The organism is Myroides sp. ZB35, from assembly GCF_001865835.1.
Lineage (GTDB): Bacteria > Bacteroidota > Bacteroidia > Flavobacteriales > Flavobacteriaceae > Flavobacterium > Flavobacterium odoratimimum.
Genome location: NZ_CP017769.1, coordinates 75,236 through 90,435 on the forward strand (window position 1 = coordinate 75,236; position 15,200 = coordinate 90,435).

Below are 15,200 nucleotides of genomic sequence, written 5' to 3' on the forward strand. Positions count from 1 at the left end.
TTTCTTTAATTGTTGTTTTCTTCATTATCAAAAAACTGATCTAAAGCCATCAAATCTGGTATATTCACTGTACGTGCCTTACTTCCTTCGAAAGGTCCTACAATACCTGCAGCCTCTAGCTGATCAATTAATCTACCTGCACGATTATAACCTAGTTTTAACTTTCTTTGTAACAATGAAGCTGACCCTTGCTGTGCTGTAACGATGATAGCTGCAGCGTCTTTAAACAGAGGATCTCTCTCACTAATATCCACATCTAAATTACTAGCTCCCTCCTCACCTACATATTCTGGTAATATATAAGCCTCTGGATAAGCCTTTTGTGCCCCTATGTACTCTGTTAGTTTTTCTACCTCTGGAGTATCTACAAAGGCACATTGTACACGTACCAAATCATTTCCTTGTGTGTACAACATATCCCCTCTACCGATTAACTGATCTGCACCCTGCTGATCTAAGATCGTACGAGAGTCTATTTTAGAAGTAACTCTAAAAGCTACACGTGCTGGGAAGTTCGCTTTAATAATACCAGTAATAACGTTTACAGATGGTCTCTGTGTAGCGATAATTAAGTGAATACCAATAGCACGAGCCAACTGAGCTAAACGTGCAATAGGCGTCTCCACCTCCTTACCTGCTGTCATAATTAAATCTGCAAACTCATCCACTACTAATACGATATAAGGCAAGAAGCGGTGTCCATTCTCAGGATTTAACTTGCGTTGTTTGAATTTCTCGTTGTATTCCTTGATGTTTCTAACCATTGCATCTTTTAGTAGCGTATAACGGTTATCCATCTCTATACACAGAGAATTCAGCGTATTAATAACTTTCGTATTATCTGTTATAATAGCATCTTCCGAATTAGGCAATTTAGCTAAATAATGTCGTTCTATTTTATTAAATAAAGTTAATTCTACTTTCTTTGGGTCAACTAATACGAACTTCACTTCGGCTGGGTGCTTTTTATACAGAAGCGATGTCAATAGAGCGTTCAGTCCTACAGACTTACCTTGTCCTGTAGCCCCTGCCATCAGAAGGTGAGGCATTTTTGCTAAATCTACTACGAAGGTCTCATTCGAAATCGTCTTACCAAGTGCCACTGGTAACTCCATTTCAGCACTTTGGAATTTAGGAGAAGCTATCACACTTCTCATGGACACAATAGAAGGACTGTTATTAGGTACTTCGATACCTATCGTTCCTCTACCTGGTATGGGTGCAATAATACGGATACCTAATGCAGATAAAGAAAGAGCAATATCATCTTCTAAGTTCTTAATCTTCGAAATACGAATACCTGCCTCTGGCACGATCTCATATAGTGTAACAGTAGGTCCTACAGTAGCCTTAATCTGAGCAATATCGATCTTATAGTTACGCAGGGTGTCTACGATTCTATTCTTATTCTCTTCTAATTCTTCTTGATTAATCGTAATTCCAGAACCACTGTATTCTTTCAATAATTCAATAGAAGGAAACTGATAATTAGACAACTCTAATGTAGGATCAAACTCTCCAAAGTCTTGAACCAATCTAGCTGCTAGATTCTCTTCTAAACTTCCTTCGTCTTTTATTTCTTCAATAACGAAGTCATTAGCACCTGCTTCCTTAGCAGTCACAGACTCTACCTTCTCTACGTTTGGCTTTGGATTTTTATGATCTAATACTAACTCAGAGCTATGTTCTATCGTCGGTTTAATATTCTTTGGTTCTACTATAGCAGACTTAGGAGACTCTGGTTGCTCATAGATACTAAAGTCTTCTTCTTTAACAGGTGTTTCCTGCTTAGCAGACGGTGCTTCTACCTCCTTATTCGCTACTGCTACAGGTTCTGCATTTACCTGATTTGCTTGTCCATTATTATCGAAGTCAGCAGGAGTCTCTATATGTTTCTTTTTAAACTTCTTAAAGAACGCTGGTAACCCTTCTAATCCTTGACGAATAGAAGTAGGTGATAATTTAAATCTAAACAGCGCAAAAGCAATCGCAAAGAATAACAATAACAATACCGTACCAGCTGTACCTAGATAATCTACAAAGTACAGATTTAACTCATATCCTACTGTCCCTCCTAAAAGAGGATTACTGCTCCAGAAAAAACCTAAGAAAACAGATAGCAATAACATTGAGAACAAGTCCCAGAAAATCACTTTCTTGATTCTTCTAGCTGGTATAGTGAAAAAGGCATAAATACCTGAATGAACTAATAACTTTGCAAAAAAGAAAGACGCTACTCCGAAGCCTTGATATACAAATAGGTGAGCTAGATATGCCCCTAGTTTACCTAACCAGTTAGCCACCTCAGCCTGTCTATCTCCTAATAATTCTAAATTACTCTGATCTTCTATCCCTGTGATTAAATAGGATATAAAACTCAACGTTAGTGCGATACCACTGATGATTAACAGTATAGTGATTAAGAATCGGCTATTGATATGTATCGTTGTATCAAATCGTTTGGCCGTACTCGTTGATTTTGTAGTTTTCTTTTTTGTTGTATTTTCTTTTTCCATTTCCTTTTTTATTGACAATATGGCTATATTGTTTTCAACCTAATTCTTTTTATAACAATAGACTGCTAGTAAATCATTCAATATACTAGCAGTCTATGTATATAAAACCCTTATTTTAAAGCAGCGATAGCTTTTTCATAATTTGGTTCATCAGCTGTTTCAGCCACTTGTTCTGTATAGATTACTGTACCTTCTTCGTTTAAGATAACAATAGATCTAGACAACAATCCTTTTAAAGGTCCGTCTGTAAACAGCACCCCATAATCTTTTCCAAATTGTCCGTCTCTAAAATCAGACAACATCTCTACATTCGCAATACCCTCAGCTCCACAGAAACGCCCTTGTGCAAAAGGTAAATCTCTTGAAACACATAATACTACTGTATTCTCTAGTTTAGAAGCATCTTGGTTAAAATGTCTTACAGAAGTAGCACATGTAGGTGTATCCACACTAGGGAAGATGTTTAAGATTACTCTTTTTCCCTTATAGTTTGCTAATGTTTTATCAGCTAAATCTCCTCCTACTAAATTGAATTCAGGAGCTTTTGTATTTAATCCTGGTAATGTTCCGATAGTTTGGATAGCATTACCTTTTAATGTTACAGTCGCCATATTGTTTTATTTTTTAGGTTACACAAAAATAAGTAAAATTCGATAGAATATAATGCTAAATACTGATAGATATATTAGCAAAACCTAAATGTAATAAATATATAATCAATGAAGCTCTCGTATGCAGTCTTCTAGAATTGGACTACAGTCTTATTTAACCCTAAAAACAAAAAAAGGACTGTACTCAGAGTACAGTCCTTAAAAATTTTATAAAGAGAGTTTTATTTATCTATCGATCCTAAAACTCTTTGCATAAAGGTATTCAACGCTTCTTTTTGGGTAGCTCCTTCTTTTACAAGTTTCTGAACCTCTAGAGCCCCATACATATTAGAAATAAGTTCACCGATCACATCTAGTTCCTCATCCTTAAGAGAAGGCACTTCTGTTAGGTTTTCTAACACTTCTAGCGTTTCTATAATATAATCTTGGTCGTTATCTGCAATGAATTGAGATAACTGTCTTATCACTGGTAATTTCATTCTATATCAGATTTATGAAATTATACAATTTCGTTTACTAATTCGTGTAACACCTCAGTTTTATTTGTCTGAGTTTGGTTAACTAACTTACCGTTTACGAATGTAGCAAAAGTTGGTAAATTGCTTACATCAGCCAATTTTCTTGACTCAGGGAAGTTCTCAGCATCTGCAATTACAAATGTCATGTTTTCTTTCTCTGTAGCCAATTTTTTGAATTTAGGCTTCATAATTCTACAATTACCACACCAAGATGCAGCATATTGAACAACCACTTTTTCATTTGAATTTACAATTTCTTGTAAATTATCTTTATCTAGTTCTAAAAGCATTTTTTTTAAATTTTGGGTTAGTAACCTGGTTTATTTCTTAGTGTTTGCTTAAGTATTCAGCTACACCTTTTCTGTCAGCATTCATTGCATCTTTTCCTTCTTCCCAGTTAGCTGGACATACTTCACCATGAGTTTGTACGTGAGCGTAAGCATCGATTAATCTGATGTACTCATTTACGTTTCTTCCTAATGGCATATCGTTTACTGATTCGTGGAAAATTTTTCCAGTCTCATCGATTAAGTAAGTAGCTCTATATGTAACGTTAGATCCTTCGATTTGAACTGAATCTAATTCTTCATTATATACTTCGTTTTCTACATCTAAGATTCCTAATACTGATGATAAGTTTCTTTGAGTATCTGCGATAATTGGGTAAGTAACTCCTTCGATTCCACCATTGTCTTTTGCTGTGTTTAACCAAGCGAAGTGTACTTCGTTAGTATCACATGAAGCTCCAATCACCATAGTGTTTCTTTTTTCAAACTCTGGTAAAGCTGCTTGGAAAGCGTGTAATTCTGTAGGACATACGAATGTAAAGTCTTTTGGGTACCAGAATAATAATACTTTTTTATTGTTCTTTGTTGCTTCTTCGAAAATGTTGATTCTTAAATCATCTCCCATTTCAGACATTGCGTCTACTGTGATGTTTGGAAATTTTTTACCTACTAAAGACATAATAATTTATTTTAAAGTTAATAATCCTTCTTGATTTCTTTTACAAATGTAAGGCTAGTAAATACGATAATCTATTAATCTTGATTATTGTTTTTTATTCTAACATAAATAAAATCTATACTTACATTGCATTGTCTATTGATTAGTTTAGACATGTCTAAAGATAGTCATTTTATATAGAACTAGGAAATCTTAGCATGTTATAATAATATTAATAAACCTAAATATTATTATAATCTATAGTATATCAGCTCCTTTATAGATCTGTATATTTATTCTGCATCACTTTCTTCCCTAGCTTCTCTATAACAAAATAATTTCCACCTCATCATCCAAGTCTTTAATTTTCTCATCTTTTATTCATTTTTACAGAAGTGATCGCATACTTATCGGATACTTATCGCATAGTGGTCGCATAAAAAAGGGCTAAAAGTATGCGACCACTATGCGATAACCTTCCCATCACAAGTCGACCACTCCAAAAATGAATCAAAAAATAAGCAATGAAAAAAGGCGATAAGCTTAGTACTACCTAAGTTTATCGCCCCTTTTCTCTATAATATATAAGGTATGTCTTATGCCTTATTCACTATCTTTCTAATTTTATAATTAAATGCTGCATATAACAAGGTCACAAATGGACTCAAATAATTAAAAAATGCATACGGTAGATAGGTCATCGTAGGTATCCCCAATACTCCTGAATGATATGCTCCACAAGTATTCCAAGGGATCAATACTGATGTCACAGTCCCTGAGTCTTCTAATGTACGGCTCAGATTCTCTGGTGCTAATCCTTTTGCCTTATAAGCGTCAGAAAACATCTTACCTGGTACCACGATAGATAGATACTGATCTGATGTCATCACATTAATCGCTAAACAACTAGCTACTGTACTTGCAAATAACCCGAATACATTATTAGCAATATTCAACAGTGCCATCGAGATCTTCTGTAATGCTCCAATAGCTTCCATCGCTCCACCAAAAAACATAGCACATAAAATCAACCAAACCGTATTCAACATACTTGCCATCCCTCCTGCTTCAAACAAGCCGTTCAGGCTCTCTAATGGCGACAAGATTCTGATATCTGTAGTCAGTGCTAGCATAACACCTTTATACGCATTATAAAAATTAAATGTATCTCCACCTGATACTGCGACTACGATGTCTGGCTGGAAAATCAGTGCAAATACTCCTCCTAATAGTGTTCCTATCAATAATGCTGCTATAGGCTGTACTTTCTTAACGATCAAAAAAACTACAAATACTGGTACTATAAATAAAATAGGTGTGATATTAAATGTATCTGCTATAGCCTGTAAAGTCACTGATGTATCTACATCTCCTCCATGACCATATAATACCCCTAACACAGAGAACAGCACTAACGTAACGATATAAGTAGGTACTGTAGTGTACAGCATATATCTGATATGGGTAAATAAGTCTGTACCTGCCATCACTGGAGCAAGGTTAGTCGTATCAGATAATGGGGATAACTTATCTCCAAAATAAGCTCCTGATATCACAGCTCCTCCTATCATCCCTATAGGCATCCCTATCGCATTACCTATCCCTACTAACGCTATCCCTACTGTAGCAGATGTAGTCCATGAACTACCTGTAGCTATAGATATAATAGAAGTAATGATCAGACAGGCTGGTAGATAAATAGCGGGATGTAAAATCTGTAACCCGTAATAAATCATACTAGGTATAATCCCGCTTAAAAGCCAAGTACCCGATAAGGCTCCTACTAATAATAAAATAAAGATAGCACTAGAGGTATCTCTAACATTATTAATAATCTGCGTGATCACCTTATCGTAACTTACATGATTAAAGATACCCACAACAGTAGCAATAGAACCACCTATTAATAAGATAAACTGATTCGTACCAGACAAGGCGTCATCCCGGAATACAAACACATTAATAGCTAATAATCCTACTAAAATAACAACAGGAATTAGCGATTGAAATAACGTGATTGGCTTCTCTACTTTGTCGTGTTTACTACTCATTTACTTAAATCTTAAATTTATTTTGATGCGAAAGTAACGATTTTACAGTTATATCTTATGCAAAATAAAACATAATACAATATAACTATTAAAAAATCATATTTTACTTTACTGATTCATAGTTTATTATAAAAAAGAATACCAATAAATCCAATTAAAGGTTCAAAAAAATTGTTAAAAACAAAACTTTTTTCTATATTTACTACATACATATAAAGCAATTTATATGCAATCTTTATGTACTATCTCTAAAGAAGAGATACATTTAGATATAAAATATTGTTGTTTTGATGTTTTTAGAGGACATCATATTAAGCTACTTATCTACAATAAGTAGCTTTTTTTATACCTCTAAAGTATAGGTACCTCACCCCTTAATTACAACAATATTATTTTACACAAACCTTATAGTCAGTCCATTATTCTATTTTTTAACGATTGCTTTTATTAATTTCACAAGGATTATTTGTCTAAGACTGAATCCCAAACTAACTTTGCTCTTATATCAAAACTCAACAATATGATAGTAAGACACAAAAAGCATATCATACAAATGCTTTTTATATGGAAGGGGTCTGTCCTTAAAAAAATATTTCCAACGCTACTGGCTATCTTTATATTCTCTTGGATTGTCTATTTTGCTCATTACCTATTCCCTGATGTAATAATCCCACTTAATGTAGGAGCGTTTGCCTTAGTAGGTATTTCGCTAGCGATATTCTTAGGATTTTGTAATAATGCGGCTTATGATCGCTTCTGGGAAGGAAGGAAACAATGGGGAAGCCTAGTGATACACTCTAGATCGCTTGCTTTTCAGATTCAAAACTATATAGACGAAAGCCCTTCGTTCTCTAAAAAGGAAAAACAAGAGGGGATCAAACTTATTATTGCTTTCTGCTATCTCTTAAATAAACAACTGAGAGAAAAGACAGACTATGAAGAGATACGTCAGTACCTGAAAGAAGAGGTATATCAAGAAATGCTGACTAAGAAATTTAAACCTGCGTATATTCTTAATGAATTAACGAAATGGATAGCTACACAGCAGCGTGCAGGTAGACTAGATACTATCACACAAGCTAGGATAGACAAGAATATCGATGAACTATCCATAGTATTAGGTGCATGTGAACGTATCGTACATACTAAAATTCCGTTTGTATACTTTGTTATTCTACACAGGACAGTCTATGTGTACTGCTTTATACTTCCGTTTGGATTAATTGATCTTATTGTCTGGACTATGCCCTTCTTTGTGACCTTCGTAGCGTATACCTTTATCGCACTAGACGCTGTAGTAGCAGAGATAGCAGAGCCATTCGGAGAAGAAGAAAACGACCTTGCTCTAGATCAGATGTGTGCTAATATAGCTTATTCTCTCAGTGAAATATCGGAAATGCCTCTACCAGAGCTGATGACACCTGATAAGAACTATATCGTTACATAATGTATCGAAAGTACATCACTAACACCCATAAAAAAAGCACTTCATTCGAAGTGCTTTTTAGTTATAATTAAGCGTTAATTAAATTTAAAGATTCTTGAAGTTCTGGTTTTTCTAGAACATAACCATTCACCCATTTCGTTAAGCGATCTACATCATAAGGCAATAATTGATTAATAGCTTTATGAAGTTCTTTGTAAAATAACTTTGGATCAAAACTTACATTCTCAAGTATAGTTTTTGCGAAATCAAACATTAAACGTGTTTTCATATCTGTAATTTTTTATCTTACTACATAGTAAACATAGTCATTTTGAAAAGTATTTCCCGTTTTTCCCTCAGACTTTAATACAATTTTAGCAATTAATATCTGATTCTCATAATTTGAATAAATTGACTGAATTTTATTAAATAAATATTTCAATAATTTCATTTTATGCAATGAGTTGATCTTATAAAAAAAGCACCTCCTATGGAAGTGCTTTTATCTTATGCGTTTAATAACTCTAAGGATTGATGTAGTTCTGGTTTTTCCTGAACATAACCACTAACCCACTGTTTTAACTGATCTAAATCGTATGGTAATAAATTCTGAATTGCTTTTTGCAATTCCTTATAAAATAACTTTGGATCAAAACTTACATTCTCTAATATCGTTTTGGCAAAATCAAACATTGTTCTTCTTTTCATATTTGTAATACTATTGTAACACATAAGCTAAATTAGCACTTATCATATTAAAACACAAAAATAAATGATGTTTTATTATTATTTTAAGCATTTATACATTAAATAAACTTTTATATCTTAATATATAAAATAGTATCAACAAACATCTGTAAGTATTATATAAAAACATCATGTTACCCTATAAATTCACAAAATGTGTATTTCCAAACAAATTGGGGGTATAAAAAAATGAACTCTATTCATAACTATTAATGAATAAAGTTCATTTAGATATTAAGATAAATTCTTTTCGACCGATTTATCCTGCTTTATATTATCCTGATAGAGTCACACCTATTTTATCTTTATGACACTAATACTGTTTTAAGAAGTACTTTAATAAATCCGTAGTAGTCACTATTCCTTTTAAATATCCTAGCTGATCAACTATCGGTATAGAGTGATAACTCTGCTTTGACAGTATTTCTGTTACCTCTTTTACTGTTGCTGTAGGGAGAGCACTTACTACCACTTTTGCCATTAGTTGTTCTATAGAATATAAGTCATATACTACAGAAGACATGTCTTCTGACTCATCCTCGACCACATCGATATAACTAATTTTAATCAAATCAGAATAACTTAGCACTCCTATTAATTTATCCCCCTTAACGATAGGGATGTGTCTTATTTTATGTTTTTTAAACAATCTCTCTGCATCATATAAACTATCGGATAAAGTAAGAGTGATGAGCTCTTTAGTCATAATCTCTTCAACTGGAACCTTTTGTTTCATAACAATCAGATTTTAGTTAGACAATACACATATAAAAAGGTCACCTTTTTATTACTTTAAATTTACGATACTTATAGGAATATAACAAATTAGCTGCCAATGGATTAATTCTGTTTTTCAAGTAATTAGACAATATCTTCATTATTTAAAAAGGAATATCTTCATTTTCATTCTTTTTTAGCTTATATCCTGCCTTCTTTACCATAAAAAAGCACTTCTGTATCTCTACAAAAGTGCTTTTTATACAAACCTATATTTCCTTTCCATTTATATCAATAACTACTGCTACTCCATTTTTTATCGCAGTAGTTTTACCATCTTTAAACTCTCCTATATGACTGTATGTAGTCGGTTCTAATACGATTACCCCTTTATCATTCATAAAGCCTACATAGTTATTCAGCCTGATTCGAGCTGTATTATCTTTAGTGAAGCGCTCTACCTTATCATATTTCGCTACTGATACTACCTTTTGTAACTTATCCACTATGCCCCACTTACCTTTCTCTAAATATGTAGCGTAGCCTTTAAATAAATTATCTACATCCGCATACTGACCTGGTTTAAATAACTCTATCCCATTCTCATAATTAACAATAGTCAATAGTCCATTCGCTCTCACCTTTGCTAACTTGTCTTTTGTCAAAGCATAATCCGGTATTTCATATTTGGCATGCACAGTCGTAAGCCCTACATGATTCACAAATCCGTATAAACCTCCTTTTACTAAATAGGCATATCCTTCATTATTAAACTCACTGATACGATCGTACATCGGGTTTATAACAATGATGCCCTGTTTATTAATCAGTCCCCATACCCCATTCTGTTTCATCCTAGCTACTAGAGCATTGGTAAAGTCTAGCTCGTTCTCATAAACAGGAGAAGTGATATGTACAAGATTAACAGATGCAAAACCATGTAAATCATTCATCCCTTTTAACAAAATGACTTTGTTTGCATAGTCAAACTTTATCTCTTTATAGTTATCCTCTAAGGTCTTTCCATTCTGATTAAAGACATTATACATCGTCACTGAAGAGGTGTGAATAGTAAGTTTTCTATTATTCTCTTTGTCTGGTGTAGATATCTCATCATATTCTACAGCTAGAACTTCTTTCCACTGTCTATTAATAAGTCCACTCTTATTACCAAAAGACACTACTGCATGATTATCCTCTGCGAACTCATCTATATCTGTGTACTTAGTAGGTTCTACCAACATATTCATTCTAGAGTCAAATACACCTAAATAAGGAGCCTTAAGTACTTTAAACACTCCAGCTTCATTAAATGGATATATCTCTGTATAATAAGTATCTAATCGCTCTTCGAAGTTTTTATCTATAAGATTCTTAGATATCTCATTCTTTTGTACTAATGCATATCCAAAAGAGTTATAATTATCTATTCGCTCATAGGTTGGTTCTAAACGTTTATACGTTTTTAAATGGAATAACCCTACAGCTCTTTCTATACCTGGTATATCATTGTAGATTCTCACAGTACCTTGGTCTTCTGTCACATTGATATCCTTATAGTCCACAGGTAATACAACTTCCCAATTCTTATTCGCTAACCCTAGTTTACTGTCTAGTGTTAAGATTGTCATATCATAAGGTAGTAAAGTTCCGATATTATCATACATCACAGGTAGCACTACTTTCCATTGTTTATTAATCACTCCCCATTTACCATTCTGATTGACACGCGCAAAGCCCTCTGCGTTAAACACGGTTATATTATCATATTCTGGAGCTAATAATACCTTAAACTCTCTGTTAATCACTCCCCACTTCTCTCCTACTTTAATACGTGCAAAACCTTGTTCGTCGAATTCTGTGATCTCATCATATATAGGCTCTAAGATCACCTTGTGATTCTTATCAATGAATCCCCACTTCTCCCCTACATGTAATCTGGCATAACCTGATTTATCAAACTCAAATATCTTAAAGTCTGCCTCAAAACGAGGTGCTATAATTTCTTTCCAATCTTTATTTAACAGTCCCCATTTCTCTTTTAAAACTACTTTATAAGTAACTTCTACCTCGTCGTTAGACTCTTTAATCTCATCGTACTTAGGCTCTAGAATTTTTCCTTCCGTGTTAATCATCCCCATCTTTAAAGAATCGATTAACATCGCTATACCTCTAGTATCAAATTTGGTAATACTGTCATACTTAGCATTCGCTAATACTTTCCAATTCTTATTAATCAATCCTCTCTTTGTATTCTGCTCTACGATGATGTGATCTACATTCACTCCTTCTGTTCCAAAATCGCGAATCTTAGTATAAGAAGGTTTGATTACTAATTTCCAATCCTTGTCTATAATACCATACTTCTGCTCTATCATCACCTTTACATACTGCTTATCATAGTAGCCTGTAATCTCATCATACAAAGGTTCTATCTTCTCTTCTCCCTTAGTATTAATCACTCCACTTTTTTCTAATCTAACCACAGTCGCATATCCCTGTATACTAAAATCTTTAATATCGTTATAAGTAGGAGCTATTACAGGTTTGCCCAGCATATCTATTATTCCCCAAAGCTTACTCTTTTTTACTCTAGCTATTTTATGTTGGTCAAAGTCTTTTACAGCTTCATACTGAGGTACCACTACCACAACATTAGCCTGCGGATCTCTGAATCCCCACAAACCACGCTCTTCAAAAGGGATAAGTATTTTAGGTTGATAATCTGGTTTCTCTTCTTTAGGTTTATCATTCTTGTTATTGTCATCATTGCTACAAGAAAATGACAAAAAGCCAATTAATATAAGTAAGGTTATTTTTTTCATAAACGTTTAACGATTATTCGAATAGTTAACAAGGAGAATCAAACAAATTCATCAATTCAAATATATAAAAAATTAACATTATTTAATTATTACACTTAAAAAACAATAATATAACCACCAAAAGAACTAAATAACAAAACATATAAAAACAAAAAAAGGTGATATACTTTGTAATTACATCACCTTTTATGTTTGATTATTATATTTATTTTAAGAAATACACACAACTACCTTCCCTACAGTATTCCCACTTTCTATATATAAATGTGCTTTATCCATGTCTTCGAAGGCAAAAACACGACTAATATGAGCTTTTACAATACCTTTTTCTAAGAGATCAGCTATGATTTTCATATCTCTTCCACTCGAATACACACTCATAAAACAACTTCCATGTAACTGTTTTTCATTAAATATTGCTTCATCTTCTTTTGTATATCCTGATGGCAAAGCAACAAGAGTACCGAACTGCTTAAGTACCTTTACTGATTTCTGAAAATTGTCTCCACCTACTGCCTCTAAGACAAAATCTATATCTGGCACTACTTCCTCAAACTGCACACTTCTATAATCAATATGCTCATCAGCTCCTAAGTTTAAAACAAAGTCTTTATTCTTCAATGAAGATGTTCCTATCACATAAGCGCCTAAATGCTTAGCCATCTGTACAGCATAATGCCCTACTCCTCCAGATGCAGCATGTATTAGTACCTTATCATTAGGTCTTAGTTTACCATAACTATCAAAAGCTTGCCATGCTGTCAAAGCGGCTAAGGTAGACGCAGCTGCTTCTTCATGTGTGATATTACTAGGCTTTAATGCTATTTGATCTACAGAGACAGCGATATACTCTGCATAAGCTCTACCATGTCCAGGAAAGTTAACCATACCAAAAACAGCATCCCCTACTTTAAACTCCTTGACATTCTCGCCTATAGATTCTATAATTCCTGAGAAGTCCCATCCTAAAATAATAGGACTAAACTGTCCCACTATCTTAGACATTCCTACTGTACCTGATCTAGTTAGTGCATCCACAGGATTAATGCTAAGCGCATTCACTCTTACTAGCACTTCCTCTTTATTGATAAGAGGTATCTCTACCTCTGTCATTTGAAGATTCTCTACTCCTCCAAATTCATTTAACACAATTGCTTTCATATAATTATTACTTTTACACAAAAATAAACTGATTAAACACCATCATACAGGTACATTTCAATCAAATAACAGTATATACATGGCAAGAGAAAATATATATCAACCCTTTGAGGTCTTTTATGAGAAGGTAGATTCTTGTCCTCTACAGAACAGGCAATTCAATTTTTTTGAGTTTGTATTTGTGATTTCAGGAGAAGGAACACACACTGTAAATGGCAATAAAAGCAAAATAACTATGGGTGACCTATATCTAATCACTCCAGAAGACAAACACTCTTTTGACCTAACAGCTCAATCAGAGTTTGTCGTTATTCGTGTGAATGATGAATACATCAAGCAATACAATGCTGCTAATATTAATCACTTAGAATGCGTGCTGTACTATGCTACGCATCTACCTACTTCTATTATAACAGATGAGGAAGACAAACATATCATTCACAAAATAGTAGAATGTCTTATACTCAGTATCCAAAATACTAAAACGTGTAACTATGATTTGCAACGTCAGTATATCAATGCCATCATGATTATCGCTACGCGTAATCTAATGAACTATATTCCTGAAAACTTAACCACTAAAGAACAAAAGGTATTAGACATCATAAGTTACATACAGCAGAACATCTATGACCTCAAACGATTAACAGCACAGGTTATAGGACAAGAGTTTGGTCTAGCACCATCTTATATAGGTAATTATTTCTTTAATCAATGCGGAGAAACTATGCAGCAGTACATCACTACTTATCGACTAAAACTTATTAAGCAACGCCTACTGTTTAGCGATCTTAGAATAGGTGAAATAGCTTCTGAATTTACGTTTACAGATGAGAGTCATGCTAATAAGTTCTTTAAAAAACACGAAGAGATGAGTATGTCGGCTTATAGAAAGACTTATCAGAAAAGATAATCTTTTTTATATCAGAAATAGTTGTAATTTCATTCTGAATAAGCTTTTCTTTTTTCTATCTCTTAAAAAAGGCTATGCTGTTATTCATCAAACCATTACAACGTTTTTTTAAAAAAGACTTTATGAAAAACAAAATCAATTGGCCAAGAGTAGGTATTATCACAAGTACAATTATCTTCTTTATCGTAGCCATAACTTTTGAAATATTTGAACTAGCTTCACTTCCTGGTCAGTTCTTTGGCACCTTATTAGGAGTTGTAATTACGGCTATTATTACTGTTCTTTTATTACAAGGGCAAACTAAAAGTGAAGAGTCTAGAGAACGTCACTTATTAGTATTTGAAAAAAAACAAGAAGTTTTCTTTCAATTCTTGACTCAACTAAACACGATCTTACAACGAGAGTCTCTTAGTCCACACTTATCTACAGGTAAGAAAATAGAGAAAGAAGTGAATAACCTACACGATCTGATCTTTGAGTTTGGTTTTCTTCAAATGCATACCTCAGCAGAGACCTTTGATAAAATCTTAGTTCACGTAGGTAATCTAATGACTGAGAGTCATCAGATCAAAATAGCAGAAAACCAATCAGTAGAAAAAGTAGAACAATACTACTTAACGCTTACATCAGATTTCTTTGCTATCGTATCACTGCTTAAGCATGAACTATACAATGAATTCTCTCCTCATATAGACAAGGATAAATTAGATAGAATCATTCGTCTATCTTTCTAAATAGAATAAGAAATAAGGCTCTTGTAGATCATCAAG

The 15,200-nt window shown here is 33.5% G+C and carries 14 protein-coding genes; 3 read left to right on the forward strand and 11 right to left on the reverse strand.

Annotated elements, in window-relative coordinates:
* Positions 1-5: 5 nt before the first annotated feature.
* From BK054_RS00355 to nhaC, 6 genes are all read right to left on the reverse strand, one after another.
* Positions 6-2,516, reverse strand: coding sequence for a DNA translocase FtsK (locus BK054_RS00355; RefSeq protein WP_006258624.1), 2,511 nt, complete (start codon positions 2,514-2,516; stop codon positions 6-8).
* Positions 2,517-2,626: 110 nt separating this feature from the next.
* Positions 2,627-3,127: a thiol peroxidase gene (gene tpx / locus BK054_RS00360; RefSeq protein ID WP_006258625.1), complete on the reverse strand. Its 501-nt coding sequence runs from the start codon at positions 3,125-3,127 to the stop codon at positions 2,627-2,629.
* A 221-nt stretch (positions 3,128-3,348) separates the two neighbouring features.
* Positions 3,349-3,606 (reverse strand): DUF6952 family protein, encoded by a 258-nt coding sequence (locus BK054_RS00365; protein ID WP_006258626.1) that lies wholly within the window; start codon positions 3,604-3,606, stop codon positions 3,349-3,351.
* Positions 3,607-3,626: 20 nt separating this feature from the next.
* Positions 3,627-3,935, reverse strand: coding sequence for a thioredoxin family protein (locus tag BK054_RS00370; protein WP_006258627.1), 309 nt, complete (start codon positions 3,933-3,935; stop codon positions 3,627-3,629).
* Between the two features lie 37 nt (positions 3,936-3,972).
* Positions 3,973-4,611, reverse strand: coding sequence for a peroxiredoxin (locus BK054_RS00375; protein WP_006258628.1), 639 nt, complete (start codon positions 4,609-4,611; stop codon positions 3,973-3,975).
* 575 nt (positions 4,612-5,186) lie between these two features.
* Positions 5,187-6,641 carry a Na+/H+ antiporter NhaC gene (gene nhaC, locus BK054_RS00380; RefSeq protein WP_006258629.1) on the reverse strand — a complete coding sequence of 485 codons (1,455 nt, stop codon included), beginning with the start codon at positions 6,639-6,641 and terminating at the stop codon, positions 5,187-5,189.
* 520 nt (positions 6,642-7,161) lie between these two features.
* Between nhaC and BK054_RS00385 the strand changes: the two genes are divergently transcribed.
* A complete protein-coding gene (locus BK054_RS00385) occupies positions 7,162-8,088 on the forward strand; it encodes a bestrophin family protein (protein WP_006258631.1) in 927 nt (308 codons plus the stop codon).
* A gap of 67 nt (positions 8,089-8,155) precedes the next feature.
* On the opposite strand, the gene BK054_RS00390 is transcribed toward BK054_RS00385, so the two are convergent.
* The 5 genes from BK054_RS00390 to BK054_RS00410 all read right to left on the reverse strand — a co-directional run bounded on the left by BK054_RS00390 (position 8,156) and on the right by BK054_RS00410 (position 13,517).
* Positions 8,156-8,356 (reverse strand): hypothetical protein, encoded by a 201-nt coding sequence (locus tag BK054_RS00390; protein WP_006258632.1) that lies wholly within the window; start codon positions 8,354-8,356, stop codon positions 8,156-8,158.
* A 218-nt stretch (positions 8,357-8,574) separates the two neighbouring features.
* Positions 8,575-8,775 carry a hypothetical protein gene (locus tag BK054_RS00395; protein WP_029988608.1) on the reverse strand — a complete coding sequence of 67 codons (201 nt, stop codon included), beginning with the start codon at positions 8,773-8,775 and terminating at the stop codon, positions 8,575-8,577.
* A 352-nt stretch (positions 8,776-9,127) separates the two neighbouring features.
* Complete coding sequence (locus BK054_RS00400) at positions 9,128-9,550, reverse strand: HPP family protein (RefSeq protein WP_006264307.1); 423 nt, start codon at positions 9,548-9,550, stop codon at positions 9,128-9,130.
* A gap of 250 nt (positions 9,551-9,800) precedes the next feature.
* Positions 9,801-12,356 carry a WG repeat-containing protein gene (locus tag BK054_RS00405; RefSeq protein ID WP_071306856.1) on the reverse strand — a complete coding sequence of 852 codons (2,556 nt, stop codon included), beginning with the start codon at positions 12,354-12,356 and terminating at the stop codon, positions 9,801-9,803.
* Between the two features lie 210 nt (positions 12,357-12,566).
* Positions 12,567-13,517, reverse strand: a complete 951-nt coding sequence (locus tag BK054_RS00410) for an NADP-dependent oxidoreductase (protein ID WP_071306857.1) — start codon at positions 13,515-13,517, stop codon at positions 12,567-12,569.
* A gap of 79 nt (positions 13,518-13,596) precedes the next feature.
* Here BK054_RS00410 and BK054_RS00415 point away from each other — a divergent pair, with 79 nt between their 5' ends.
* Both BK054_RS00415 and BK054_RS00420 read left to right on the forward strand, forming a co-directional pair.
* On the forward strand, positions 13,597-14,430 hold the full coding sequence (locus BK054_RS00415) for a helix-turn-helix domain-containing protein (RefSeq protein ID WP_071306858.1): 834 nt from the start codon (positions 13,597-13,599) through the stop codon (positions 14,428-14,430).
* Positions 14,431-14,552: 122 nt separating this feature from the next.
* Positions 14,553-15,164, forward strand: coding sequence for a hypothetical protein (locus tag BK054_RS00420; protein WP_058698981.1), 612 nt, complete (start codon positions 14,553-14,555; stop codon positions 15,162-15,164).
* Positions 15,165-15,200: the final 36 nt, after the last annotated feature.

Bases quoted from the DNA above. Each gene is read 5' to 3' on its own strand.
- BK054_RS00355 (WP_006258624.1), bottom strand. From the start codon at position 2,516: ATGGAAAAAGAAAATACAACAAAAAAGAAAACTACAAAATCAACGAGT.
- tpx (WP_006258625.1), bottom strand. From the start codon at position 3,127: ATGGCGACTGTAACATTAAAAGGTAATGCTATCCAAACTATCGGAACA.
- BK054_RS00365 (WP_006258626.1), bottom strand. From the start codon at position 3,606: ATGAAATTACCAGTGATAAGACAGTTATCTCAATTCATTGCAGATAAC.
- BK054_RS00370 (WP_006258627.1), bottom strand. From the start codon at position 3,935: ATGCTTTTAGAACTAGATAAAGATAATTTACAAGAAATTGTAAATTCA.
- BK054_RS00375 (WP_006258628.1), bottom strand. From the start codon at position 4,611: ATGTCTTTAGTAGGTAAAAAATTTCCAAACATCACAGTAGACGCAATG.
- nhaC (WP_006258629.1), bottom strand. From the start codon at position 6,641: ATGAGTAGTAAACACGACAAAGTAGAGAAGCCAATCACGTTATTTCAA.
- BK054_RS00385 (WP_006258631.1), top strand. From the start codon at position 7,162: ATGATAGTAAGACACAAAAAGCATATCATACAAATGCTTTTTATATGG.
- BK054_RS00390 (WP_006258632.1), bottom strand. From the start codon at position 8,356: ATGAAAACACGTTTAATGTTTGATTTCGCAAAAACTATACTTGAGAAT.
- BK054_RS00395 (WP_029988608.1), bottom strand. From the start codon at position 8,775: ATGAAAAGAAGAACAATGTTTGATTTTGCCAAAACGATATTAGAGAAT.
- BK054_RS00400 (WP_006264307.1), bottom strand. From the start codon at position 9,550: ATGAAACAAAAGGTTCCAGTTGAAGAGATTATGACTAAAGAGCTCATC.
- BK054_RS00405 (WP_071306856.1), bottom strand. From the start codon at position 12,356: ATGAAAAAAATAACCTTACTTATATTAATTGGCTTTTTGTCATTTTCT.
- BK054_RS00410 (WP_071306857.1), bottom strand. From the start codon at position 13,517: ATGAAAGCAATTGTGTTAAATGAATTTGGAGGAGTAGAGAATCTTCAA.
- BK054_RS00415 (WP_071306858.1), top strand. From the start codon at position 13,597: ATGGCAAGAGAAAATATATATCAACCCTTTGAGGTCTTTTATGAGAAG.
- BK054_RS00420 (WP_058698981.1), top strand. From the start codon at position 14,553: ATGAAAAACAAAATCAATTGGCCAAGAGTAGGTATTATCACAAGTACA.